General features: G+C 47.3%; 13 protein-coding genes. 5 read left to right on the forward strand and 8 right to left on the reverse strand.

Features of this window, described 5'->3' with window-relative positions; genetic code table 11:
* The first annotated feature begins 121 nt into the window (after window positions 1-121).
* Window positions 122-655 (forward strand): DUF2058 domain-containing protein, encoded by a 534-nt coding sequence (locus M2404_RS15065; protein ID WP_259240595.1) that lies wholly within the window; start codon window positions 122-124, stop codon window positions 653-655.
* 33 nt (window positions 656-688) lie between these two features.
* Window positions 689-1198 carry a GNAT family N-acetyltransferase gene (locus M2404_RS15070; protein ID WP_259240596.1) on the forward strand — a complete coding sequence of 170 codons (510 nt, stop codon included), beginning with the start codon at window positions 689-691 and terminating at the stop codon, window positions 1196-1198.
* On the opposite strand, the gene M2404_RS15075 is transcribed toward M2404_RS15070, so the two are convergent.
* Window positions 1195-1929 (reverse strand): class I SAM-dependent methyltransferase, encoded by a 735-nt coding sequence (locus M2404_RS15075; protein ID WP_259240597.1) that lies wholly within the window; start codon window positions 1927-1929, stop codon window positions 1195-1197. The genes M2404_RS15070 and M2404_RS15075 overlap by 4 nt on opposite strands.
* Before the next feature lie 27 nt (window positions 1930-1956).
* Between M2404_RS15075 and gloB the strand changes: the two genes are divergently transcribed.
* The 3 genes from gloB to M2404_RS15090 are packed head-to-tail and all read left to right on the forward strand — an operon-like array spanning window position 1957 to window position 4910.
* A complete protein-coding gene (gloB, locus tag M2404_RS15080; protein WP_259240598.1) occupies window positions 1957-2736 on the forward strand; it encodes a hydroxyacylglutathione hydrolase in 780 nt (259 codons plus the stop codon).
* Between the two features lie 56 nt (window positions 2737-2792).
* Window positions 2793-4406, forward strand: a complete 1614-nt coding sequence (locus tag M2404_RS15085) for a lytic transglycosylase (protein ID WP_259240599.1) — start codon at window positions 2793-2795, stop codon at window positions 4404-4406.
* Window positions 4407-4427: 21 nt separating this feature from the next.
* Window positions 4428-4910: a hypothetical protein gene (locus M2404_RS15090; protein WP_259240600.1), complete on the forward strand. Its 483-nt coding sequence runs from the start codon at window positions 4428-4430 to the stop codon at window positions 4908-4910.
* A 5-nt stretch (window positions 4911-4915) separates the two neighbouring features.
* Here M2404_RS15090 and M2404_RS15095 read toward each other — a convergent pair whose 3' ends face one another.
* From M2404_RS15095 to tyrR, 7 genes are all read right to left on the reverse strand, one after another.
* Entirely contained in the window at window positions 4916-5128 is a 213-nt protein-coding gene (locus tag M2404_RS15095) for a hypothetical protein (RefSeq protein WP_259240601.1), read from the reverse strand.
* Window positions 5129-5165: 37 nt separating this feature from the next.
* Window positions 5166-6092 (reverse strand): chemotaxis protein, encoded by a 927-nt coding sequence (locus M2404_RS15100; RefSeq protein ID WP_259240602.1) that lies wholly within the window; start codon window positions 6090-6092, stop codon window positions 5166-5168.
* 208 nt (window positions 6093-6300) lie between these two features.
* Complete coding sequence (maiA, locus tag M2404_RS15105) at window positions 6301-6945, reverse strand: maleylacetoacetate isomerase (protein WP_259240603.1); 645 nt, start codon at window positions 6943-6945, stop codon at window positions 6301-6303.
* Between the two features lie 154 nt (window positions 6946-7099).
* Window positions 7100-8116, reverse strand: coding sequence for a fumarylacetoacetate hydrolase family protein (locus tag M2404_RS15110; protein ID WP_259240604.1), 1017 nt, complete (start codon window positions 8114-8116; stop codon window positions 7100-7102).
* Window positions 8117-8118: 2 nt separating this feature from the next.
* Window positions 8119-9267: a homogentisate 1,2-dioxygenase gene (locus tag M2404_RS15115; RefSeq protein WP_259240605.1), complete on the reverse strand. Its 1149-nt coding sequence runs from the start codon at window positions 9265-9267 to the stop codon at window positions 8119-8121.
* Window positions 9260-10333 (reverse strand): 4-hydroxyphenylpyruvate dioxygenase, encoded by a 1074-nt coding sequence (gene hppD / locus M2404_RS15120; RefSeq protein ID WP_259240606.1) that lies wholly within the window; start codon window positions 10331-10333, stop codon window positions 9260-9262. The genes M2404_RS15115 and hppD overlap by 8 nt, the downstream gene beginning before the upstream one ends.
* A 213-nt stretch (window positions 10334-10546) precedes the next feature.
* Entirely contained in the window at window positions 10547-12109 is a 1563-nt protein-coding gene (gene tyrR / locus M2404_RS15125) for a transcriptional regulator TyrR (protein ID WP_259240607.1), read from the reverse strand.
* Window positions 12110-12252 lie beyond the last annotated feature (143 nt).

Here is a 12252-nt window from a genome sequence, read left to right on the forward strand (position 1 = left end):
ACCGCTATATGATAACCGAAGCTGGCAAATTGAGTTAGTTTGATTTCTTAACTGGCAACCTTTGCGCTACTATAAGCACATTGTGACAACTGCAAAAAAGTATTGAATATCAGGGTACACCATGAGTAATGCACTAAAAGAGCAACTGTTAAAAGCGGGTCTGGCAGACGCCAAAAAGCTAAAAGCCGTAAAAAAAGAGAAACACCAGCAAAAAGTTCAGGCTGGCAAAAACCAGAAAATAGTTAACGAAGCCAGTGTGCTGGCAGAGCAAACACGCCAGCAACAGATTGAACGCGACCGTGTTTTAAACCAGCAAAAACAAGCTGCACTGCAACAAAAATCCATTGCCGCCCAGGTAAAACAGCTTATCAGTAACAACACGATTAAAGCGCAGGGTGAAGTAGTTTATAACTTTACCGATGGTAAGCTGGTTAAACGGCTGTATGTTAATAACAAACTGCATGATGAGCTAAGCCGGGGCCTGTTAGCCATAGCTAAACAGGATGAGCAGTATTATCTGGTGCCTGCTGCAGTTGCTGAAAAAATTAAGCAGCGCCAGAGTGACAGCATTATAGTGCTGAATGTGAAGCAACAGCAGGTGGATGAAGATGATCCCTACGCCGACTTTAAAATTCCTGATGATTTAATGTGGTAAATCCGGCTTAGCTTTGGTCTGCAGAAGGTACAGATGAATACCCAATTGGTGTTAGCCAGCGTCAGTGAAATGCTGCAACTGCAACATTGGTTCAGCAGTGCAGAGCAACAACAAAGCTGGGGCGGTGACAACTTTGATTATCCCTGTACCGGGTTGCGTTTTCTTCAATTACTGTGCAGGCCGGAAACACAAAGTTTTAGCTTGCTTGATAGCGATAACAATACCGTACTGGGTTTTGGCCAGATATGTGATCGTTTCGGTTGTCATCATCTGGCCCGGCTGGTTATTCACCCACAGCAGCGTGGCAAGGGCTTGGCTAAAACCCTGATTAGCGAACTGAGCATTCAGGCGCTAAGCCAGCAGTACCGAAACATATCGCTGTATGTGCACCGGCACAACAGCATTGCGTTGCAATGCTATACCAACCTGGGGTTTGAAATTTGCCCACCGCCGGAAGCAGAAAACCCACGGCTGCATTTTATGATACTGCAAGCCGATAAAGCGATTGTAAGTGCTAACCGCTATCTGCAGCAGCAAAGCTAATCTGAACGTTGCCTGGCGCTGACACCTTTCACCTGTTGGGCAAAAGCAGGGCTTAATTGCCACTTCGGTCTTATTGGTGTCAGCGGCAGCTCGCGCTTGCGCGCTACCAACAAATATCCCGCACCAAAATAATTCAGGTATTGTTCATTCCACTGCTGCCAGCGGGTTGCCTTATAATCTCTCGCCAGCATGGCAGAACAAAAGAAACGCTGCTCTGACAACACTTCAAAACCAATAAGATGTAACCAGTCTTTAATGCGTGACGCGCTGAAAAATCTGCCCTGCCACGGATATTTCTGTGCCAGTCCCGGTAGCCATTTTAAAAAACCGACAGCACTGTAAGGGTTAATACCGCTTAATAGCAAATAACCATCCGGTACCAACACCCGATGCGCTTCACGCACCACATGATGCGGATCAGCGGTATATTCCAGACAATGGCTCAACAACACCGCATCTACACTGTTTTCAATAACAGGTAAGGCATCAGCATCGGCCAGCAACATGGCTTGCGGACAATAGCGGCCAACACCAATATGGTGCTGAATTTTGCAATGGCTGGTATCCAACTGGCAGCTGAGATCACCCACTTTTAGCATGTAGTAACCAAAAATCTGCTGCCACCACGGCTGTAACTGGCCGGATATAGCCTCGGCCAGCGCCGTCCCTTGCGTAAACTGCTGCCAGTCAGACGGTGAAGTACGGTCTTTTTCGCTCAGCGCTGGTTTCATGCTAAATTAACAGCCGGATTCATTAAGATGGTTGTCATCATGTATCAGATCACTCCATTAGCAGCATTTGAGGATAACTATATTTGGGTGCTATGTCAGCAAGACAACCCCAGTTGCATTGTAGTTGACCCAGGCGACGCAGGCCCTGTTTTAGCATTTTTACAGCAACAGCAAAAAGTACCGGTAGCGATCCTTATTACACACCATCATGCCGATCACACCGGCGGCATTGCAAAATTACAGCAGCAATTTCCGCATGTCAGGGTAATAGGCCCGGCGATGGAATACGCCCGCATTCCCCAGCTTACCGAAAGCGTAAGCGACAATCAGTTGGTGGAAATTCCCCAGCTACAACTTACTTTTACTGTGATTGCTGTACCTGGGCACACTTTGGGCCATATTGCGTTTTATTCAGCACCGGTTTTGTTTTCTGGTGATACTCTGTTCAGCGCAGGTTGTGGCAGGCTGTTTGAAGGCAGCCCGCAACAAATGTGGCAATCGCTGCAGACGTTGCTGGCATTACCCGACAGCACCCAGATTTACTGTACCCACGAGTACACCCTGGCGAACTTAAAATTTGCTCTGACTGTGGAACCAGATAACGCTGCGCTAATCGAATACACGCAACGTTGTCATGATCTACGTTTGGCAAAACGGCCAACCCTGCCTGCAGAGTTAGCAAAAGAGAAACAAATTAATCCATTTTTACGCTGTAATAACAAAAACCTACAGCAGAAATGGCAAAAAGATACAGCCTTAGCGCTGTTTAGCTGGTTAAGAGCCAGTAAGGACCAGTTTAAAAGCTGACTTGCATTCAGTGACCGAACAGGTAACATTCGATTTTTTACATGTGGAACAAAATAATGCTGAGAAGATTATCTGCCCTGGCTGGAGCCATGATCCTTGCAGGATGTGTTAGCACGGATAGCACTAACAAAACTAACATACCTCCTGTAGTAAAAGCCCCACAAAGCAAACCGGCAGATTTTCATAAGCACGCCGCCAGCGCCGAGCAAATAGCCAACCGTTTATGGAGCGCAGGCCAACCTTCAGGCAATGACATTATTGAACTTGATGCCACAGAATTAGAAGACTTATGGCAACGTATTCAGTTGCAGATGAGTTTTAATGTGCCGCAAACCCGGCCAATTGTTGAACAACGTAACTTTTACAGCAGCCATCAGGCTTATCTGGACAGAGTAGCCAGCCGGGCTCAGCCGTTTTTATTCCATATTGTGCAGGAGTTGGAAAAACGCCAGATGCCACTGGAGCTGGCACTGTTACCTATTGTAGAAAGTGCTTTTGATCCCTTTGCTTATTCTCACGCAGCAGCTTCTGGCATGTGGCAGTTTATGCCCGCTACCGGCAAGCGTTTTGGTTTAAAACAAAACTTCTGGTATGACGGCCGCCGTGACGTAGTAGCATCTACGCGCGCAGCATTAGACTATCTGCAGTATTTGCACGACACACTTGAGGGTGACTGGCTTAACGCCATTGCCGCATATAATTCTGGTGAAGGCCGGATCTTAAGAGCTATTCAACGCAATAAACAAAAGCGTTTACCTACAGACTTCTGGTCATTGGATTTACCATCTGAAACCACAGCTTATGTACCTAAGTTATTAGCGCTGGTTGATATTCTTAAACGGCCTGACGACTTTGATATAGTCTGGAAGTTTATTGCCAACGAACCGAAAATAGATGTAGTCGAGCTGAATAACCAAATTGACCTGACAATAGCTGCCGAGATGGCTGAATTGAGCGTAGCAGAGTTACAGGCACTCAACCCGGGTTTCAGCCAGTGGGCAACCGATCCTGACGGCCCGCACCATTTAGTATTACCCGTAAATCAGGTAGAAAATTTCCGGCAAAAGCTGGCACAAACTCCAGCGAAAGAATTGCTGCGCTGGAAACGCTATACGGTAGCTAAAGGCGATACGCTTGGCAAAATTGCCCAACAGCATGGTACCAATATCAGCGCCATTCAGCGTATAAACAAACTTGATGGCAATACTATTCGCCTTGGTCAGCATTTACTGTTACCGGTATCATCGGGCGATGAGGCAGATTTCAACCTGAACCAGCCAAGCCGGATAGCCAAAGCACAGCAGCAACAAGGTGGTAACGGCACTAAAGTGGAGTATATTGTTAAAGACGGTGATACCTTGTGGGATATTAGCCGTGAGCACAAGGTAACAGTAGCCGATCTGACTAAATGGAACACCTTAACGCAACGCTCTACCCTTAGGCCTGGCCAAAAACTGGCAATATGGCAACCGGCCACAGCAACAGGTAACACCGCAGGCATATCCCGCACTGTTACCTACAAGGTACGTAAAGGTGACTCTCTGGCAAGAATTGCCCAGCGTTTTAGTGTGTCAGTATCTGACATTGTAAAGTGGAACAATATTAATACCGCTAACTTCCTGCAACCGGGCCAACAACTGAAATTGATGGTTAGTATGACGCAAGTATAAACTGCTAACGGGGTTATAGCTATGAAATTGCAATACCTGCTGCTGTTTACAGCATTACTGTTCGCACCACTGAGCCAGGCCCAGTTTGATATCAGTGGTGAGGGAAAAGTAACGCTTACCGACAACAGTAGCAAGGCATTCGATTTCGGCTTTAGCTACATTCGCCAGGATGGTACCTACCGTTTTACTGTTGGCCGCCAAAGCCTGAACGTACCATCTGTACCGCAGAAGTATTCTATTGCTGTTGTTTTGCAGGGACGAAGCCATGTTTGGGTACCAGACTTTATTAACGAACCACTTACCAGTTTTGAACTACAACTGGAACAATACTCGATAAAGTTATTTGCAGATCCGCAGGCGGTAAATGCACCGGGAAACTTTGTACTGCAACTGAATGATGAAACCTATTATTTTAATCGCGGCCCCGGCCAGATAAATTTTTACTTTACTGAAACCGGCATCCGCGATGTAAGAATAGAAGGCATGTTTAAGCCACGTAAGTAGCAGCGTTAATCGGGTTCTTTTTGTATTTGCAATGCCTGAACAGCGCCCGATGCAATGCACAGTAAAGGCGCCAGCAAAGTTAAAAACCAACCTGCCTGCAAACCAATATCGTGCCACCAGGCGTAACAAGCGGCTGTTAGCTGAAATATAATGCCGAACAAGCCAGCATAAACTAAAGCACGGTTAAGTGGCCTTTTAGGCAGAGAAAATACTTTCATTTTAATACCTGTTTACTTCTGTTATGCCGGATCAACGTTAGTCTGTCTGCATCCACTTTTGTACTGCAGATACCAGCTCATCCGGGTGAAACTTGGCAATAAACTGATCTGCGCCCACTTTTTTAACCATCGCCTCATTAAACACACCGCTAAGCGACGAGTGCAGTACAACATGCATTTGCCGCAGAGCCGGGTTGGCTTTGATTTCTGCCGTCAGGGTGTAGCCATCCATTTCTGGCATTTCAATATCAGATATCAGCAGCGGCACTTTTGTAGAAATATCGCCGCCTAATTCTGCGGCTTTGGTGGTTAGCCAGTCTAATGCCAGTTTGCCGTCGTTTACCAGCTCAACCTGAATACCGATAGACGTCAGTGCCCGCTTTACCTGGTTACGTGCCACGGCAGAATCATCAGCTACCAGCACGATTAAATCTTTAAAATTACGCTCTGTCGCTTTTACTTTTACATCTTCACTGACTTCTTCGTTAACCGGTGATATTTCTGCGAAGACTTTTTCTACATCAATAATTTGTACTAACTTATTGTCAATTTGCGTAACAGCAGTAAGGTAATGGCCAGCACCCGCGCCTTTGGGCGGCGGCATGATTTGATCCCAGTTTGTGTTAACGATACGGTCTACACCATTCACCAGAAAGCCTTGAGTGTGGCGGTTATACTCTGTTACCAATACATAAGCGGTAGATAAGTCTTCAATACGTTTACCACCGGTGGCCTGGCTTAAATCAATTACCATCACCGGCACACCACGTAAATGCGCTATGCCACGCACATGCGGGTTGGAACCGGGCATTTCTGTTAACTCCGGACACTGCAACACTTCGCGCACTTTAAATACGTTAATGCCAAACGGCTGAGGCCCATGCAAGCGAAACAACAATAATTCCAGCCGGTTATTACCTACCAGATTGGTCCGCTGATTTACCGCGGCCATTAGTTTACTCATAATTTTATACCTCTTGGGCTTATCAGCCGCTGCGCAGTTACACTAAACATGCGCTACTACAGCATGTTGCTGCCAGCTAAGCAATGCAGACTTGTATCAGGAAGACAGAAATTTGTATAAGCATAGGCGAATATAGCTAATCGTCTAGCAAAACAGATGAAATGCTGCAGCCGCAACTATTATCGCGGCAACAGCATATTATGCTGAGTTAGCTTACCTGGGCGTCTGGTTGTTGCTCTGGTGCCGCTAACGCAAATGCAGCCAGTTGTTGGCAGTTATGGTGCACAGCCATTACCGTTGGAAAGGCGCTCATATCCAATCCAAAGCGCTGAGCATTGTATACCTGCGGCACCAGACACAAATCAGCCAACGTTACCGTATCGCCAAAGCAAAACTGGCCGGCACTTTGCTTTAAGCGTTGTTCTAATGTGCTAAAGCCAGTACTAAGCCAATGGCTTATCCAGTTCAGTTTTTGCTGCTCGGTTAATGCCAAAGGGCCGGTAAGGTATTGCAATACACGCAGGTTATTCAGCGGATGGATATCGCAGGCAATATCCAGTGCCAGCGCACGCACTCTAGCCCTTGCTGCGGGCTCTTCCGGCAGTAATACCGGTTGCGGATAGGTTTCGTCCAGATATTCTATAATGGCCAGCGACTGGTTCAGGCTAAGATCATCATCAACCAATACAGGTACCAGCTCTGCCGGGTTTAGGGTTTTGTAATCTGCGCTGTGTTGCTCACCGCCGTTTTTTACCAGGTGCACCGGCAGATTTTCAAACGTCAGCTGTTTTAAGTTTAGCGCGATACGCACACGATATGCGGCTGAAGAGCGCCAGTAGCCGTAGAGTTTCATTGTTGTCTCCTGAAATTGAACCAGGTAGAAGCACGGATGTACTTTTTTCCGCGACCGTTGAAGGCATGGATGCCTGAGTCGAGCCCCCAGGGATGGGTTTACGGCGTGTCGCGGAAAAAATGTACGCAGTGATGCTACCGAATCTGAGTCAAACTCAGGCTTTATACTGCACTACTTTTTGGTCAATGGCACCAAAGATGCTATTGCCCTGTGCATCCAGCATTTCCATACGAATAGTATCGCCAAACTTCATAAATGCAGTGGCCGGCTTGCCATCACGAATGGTTTCAATCATGCGGATTTCAGCGATACAGCTATAGCCAACACCGCCCTCATCCACTGCAGTGCCATGTTCAGTGCCCTGCTTGTTCGATACGGTACCCGAGCCAATAACGGCACCGGCGCCTAAATTACGGGTTTTTGCCGCATGGGCGACCAGTTGGCCAAAGTCGAACGTCATATCGATACCAGCGTTTGGCTTACCAAACAGCTTGCCGTTGTAGGTAGACAACAGTGGCAAATGCACACGGCCCTCACGCCAGTTATCACCCAGTTCGTTTGGTGTTACTGCAACCGGGCTGAATGCCGATGACGGCTTGGATTGAAAAAAGCCAAAGCCTTTGGCTAGCTCATTCGGAATAAGGCCACGCAAAGACACGTCATTTACCAGCATTAATAAGCGGATTTTACTGCGCGCTTCGTCAGCACTACATGCCATCGCCACATCGTCGGTAATCACAGCTACTTCGCCTTCAAAGTCGATACCGTAGTCTTCGCTAACCACTTCGATATTGTCACGCGGGCCGATAAAATCATCTGATCCGCCCTGATACATAAGTGGATCGGTCCAGAAGCTTGGCGGCATCTCGGCATTACGTGCTTTGCGTACCAGCTCTACATGATTCACATAAGCGCTGCCATCAGCCCACTGATACGCCCGTGGTAAGGGTGATTCGCACCGGCTTTCGTCAAACGCCATTTCGCCGTCTACCTTGCCGTTATTCAGTGCCTGATATATTTCTTCCAGCTTTGGGCTTAACTGTGCCCAGCTATCCAGCAATTGCTGCATAGTGGCAGCAACAGCCGGCGCAGCGACACAACGGCTTAAATCACGGCTGACAACAACCAGTAAGCCATCGCGGCTGCCATTTTTTAAACTTGCTAACTTCATTACTATTCCTTCGCCTGCTCTGGTTTTGCTTTCCAGCTGTTAACGTATTCCGGGTTTTCTGTGGCCAGCGCCGCATCGCCGATCTCCAGCGCGTCACGGGTATCAAGCATTACTGCCACTTCGTCAGTAAATTTCTTTTTATACTCCCGCCCTGCTGCAAAGGCTTTCGGGTGGGGGCCATGAGTAAAACCGGCCGGGTGGAAAGTCACCATACCTTTTTCGATATTATCGCGGCTGAAAAAATCACCGGCATGGTAAAACAGCACTTCATCGTAATCGTCATTGTTGTGATAAAACGGTACTTTTAATGCGCCCGGATCGCTCTCAATCGGCCTGGGTACAAAGGTACACACCACAAAACGCTGTGCAACAAAAGTAGTGTGCGCCGACGGTGGCAAATGATAACGATGGCTCATTAACGGGCGGATATCGCGCCAGTTAATCCGCATTACCGCTAAATCGCCGTGCCAGCCAATAGCATCTAACGGGTTATACGGGTAAGTAATAACCGATATCTGGCCGTCGCGTTTTACCTCAACCTGCCATTGCTGCTCGCTGTACTGGGCTTTAAAGGCATCATCTATTTTCGGTGTATCCAGCATGGCCGGGTCAAAAATAGCGTGATTACCTACCAAACCTTTTTCCGGCAGCTGATAGCTGTCGTTGGTGGCTTCAACCAGCAGAATAAACATTGGCTCATTCGGCTCTAAACGCCACATGGTAGAGCGCGGAATAACAATATAATCGCCGTCGCGCACTGTCATATGGCCATAATCGCAATACAGCTCGGCACTGCCTTCATGGATAAACAGTAGCTCGTCGCCATCCGCGTTACGCACCAGTTTGCTCATGTTGTCTTTAAGCCGCCAGGTGCGCATTTTGCAATGCGCATTAAACAACAAATTTGGCACGGCCCACGGCGAATTAGTGTTATCTGCACCTATATCATTAAAGTTAAACAGGTGCGGCCGCAGTGGCCCTTGCCAGTCGGTCCAGCCGGTTGGCGCATGGCGGTGATGAAAGTGCGTGGCCGGGCCAAAAAAACCACTGCGGCCCGTCTCACGCTCGTATATCGCCTGCTCAGGAAAATCAGCATGCGCCTGTCTTGATACATCACCTTCCTTTAACGGAAACGATGCCCATTTACGCATTGCTTAACACTCCGCGCTGAATTTGATCTTCTTCGATAGATTCAAACAGTGCTTTAAAGTTACCCTCGCCAAAGCCTTCATTGCCTTTGCGCTGAATAATTTCAAAAAACACCGGGCCAATAACGGTTTTGGTGAAAATTTGCAGCAAAATGCCATCTTTCATTGGCGCGCCGTCAATCAAAATACGTAGTTCACGCAGTTGATCCAAGTCTTCATCGTGGCCCACTACACGCTCGTTTACTTTGTTGTAGTAAGTTTCCGGCGTTGGCATAAAGTCCATGCCGCGGCTACGCAAAGTACGCACAGTTTCATAGATGTCTTCTGTTGTCAGCGCGATATGCTGGATACCCTCGCCTTTGTATTCACGGATAAACTCTTCAATCTGCGATTTATCGTCTGATGATTCATTGATAGGAATACGAATTTTGCCACAGGGTGCAGTCATCGCTTTGGACACCAGGCCGGTAAGTTTACCTTCGATATCAAAATACCGTATTTCACGGAAGTTACCGATATTTTCATAAAAACCGGCCCAGGTATTCATATTGCCGCGCATTACGTTATGCGTTAAATGATCCAGCACTTCCAGGCCAACACCGTGCTTGGTCATGTCAAGCTGCCAGTTGTCGTAGTATTTAAAATCAACATCGTAAACTGAACTGGCACCATAACGGTCAACAAAATACAGCAGGCTACTGCCAATGCCGTAAACGGCCGGAATATTCAGCTCCATCGGGCCAATCTGGTTTTTGTACTCTTTAGCACCGTTAGCCACAGCATGTTTTAATGCATGGGCCGCATCTTTCACCCGAAATGCCATAGCACATACACTGGGGCCGTGCTTACGGGCAAATTCTTCAGCCTGCGAATTTGGCTCGGCATTAACGATAAAGTTAATATCGCCTTGTTTATATAACCAGGCTTGCTTAGAACGATGCTGTGCTACTTCAGTAAAGCCCAGTGCGTAAAATAAATCTTTTAACTTCTGAATACCCTCAGCATTAGCCGCAGTGTATTCAACAAACTCGAAACCATCAGTTCCCAGCGGATTAATTTTATCTGTCATTGTTATAGTCCTAACTACGTCTTGGTTGGCGCTAATAATGCGCTTGCGCTAAAAAAAAGAAAGAGGGCAGCAACTAACAGCTTAATGCTTGCTAAACTGCTGTTTTGTAAAGCTGCTGATACAAAACAGCCCTTTTTTGAAAAAGTGATCTAAAAGGGCCGCCAAATCGCTTTGGCGGCCCTTCTGAAGTACAGTTTTACGCACAAAGCGTAGTTAAATTTTTACACTCTTACGATTAATGCCATAGTCACGCAACTTATTAGCGATAGCGGTATGGCTTAAACCAAGTTTTTTCGCTAACTGCCGTGAACTGGGGTAAGCCGGAAACAACTTACGCAGCAAATTGGCCTCAAAACGTTTTACCGCTTCATCCAGGGTACCGTCGAAGTCTTGTTCTAAGTAGCCAAAATCATTGTTGTAGCTTGGCAGTTGCAGATGTTCTTTATCCAGCTCAAAACCCTCAAGCAGCGTAATGGCGCGATACAGCGCGTTTTCCAGTTGCCGTACGTTCCCCGGCCATGGATAATTTTGCAGAAAATTAGCACAGCTATCGGTTAACTTCGGCGCCTTTCGGCCAAGCCTTGCCGCAAAACGGGCAATAAAGAATTCAGCCAGCGGGATCACATCCTGCTTACGCTCACGCAGAGGCGGTAAAGCCAGTGTCAGTACATTGAGGCGGTAGTATAAATCTTCACGGAACTTACCTTCCTGCACCATACCGGGTAAATCTTTTTGCGTGGTACAAATTACCCGCACATCTACTTTTACTTCGTTTTCATCGGCGACACGGCGAAAACTGCCGTCCTGCAAAAAACGGATCAGTTTGGTTTGCAACTGATGCGACATTTCGCCTACTTCGTCGAGAAATACCGTACCGCCATTGGCCAGCTCGAAAATGCCTTTTTTACCTTCTGCAGTACCGGGAAAGGCATTAGCGCCATAACCAAACAGCTCCGACTCTGCTACGTTGTCTGGCAACGACGCACAGCTAAGCGCTAAAAAAGGTTTACCGGTGCGGCTGCTGGCAGCATGACAGGCCCGGGCCAGTAACTCTTTGCCGGTGCCGGTTTCACCCATAATCAGAATAGGTGCATCCAGTTGTGACATTTTCTTCGCTTCACGCACAACTTTGCGCATTAAGTTACTGTGCGCCTGCAAAGTGTTAAAGCTTTCCTGATCGCCTTTTTTAAAGGCCACCATGTGCTGGCCCAGCCGGCTTTCTGATTTTAAATTAATAACAGCACCGGCCAGAATTTCATGGCCGGTTTCATCCGGCACCATCACCGGCAGAATGTCAGCAACAAAACGCTTGCCATGAATTTCCAGCCGCCGGGTTTGTGCCAGCACATCATCACCTTCTAACCAGCGCTGAAAGTTAAACCCCTTAACCATGCCCTGCAACGACTGGCCGGCAATAGCGCTATGCTCTACCGACAACGCTTCCAGTGCGGCATCATTAATTACTGTAACATTGGCTTTAATATCAACGGCAATCAGGCCATCCGGCAATGTTTTAAGCAAGGTAGATAATTCATTATGCTCACGCTCTGACGGCATAAAAGCAGTGGTTTTGATATCTTCTACGCCGGTAATACGGCGCATTTTAGCCATTAGCTCCTGAAACTTTTCAAAGTTTACTGTCGGAAACGACACATACATCCGGCTTAAACTGGGGTCCACTTCAATACCACGCAGATCCAGCTGATAACTTACCAGTACATTTAATACTTCTTGTGCCAGGCCAAGCCTGTTCTGGCATTGAATTTCTAAACGCATACCGCAAAGTGCCCCAAGACCAAGTAATTACCAGCATAATACGGCAAAACAATAAGCCTAGACCAGTAGTTTTGTAAAGAAATATGAACAAATGCGCTATTTAGCGGGTAACTGAGACGAGCAGTGGTGTAACACCACCCGCC

It is taken from the genome of Rheinheimera pacifica (genome assembly GCF_024809855.1).
GTDB classification, from domain to species: Bacteria; Pseudomonadota; Gammaproteobacteria; order Enterobacterales; family Alteromonadaceae; genus Alishewanella; species Alishewanella pacifica_A.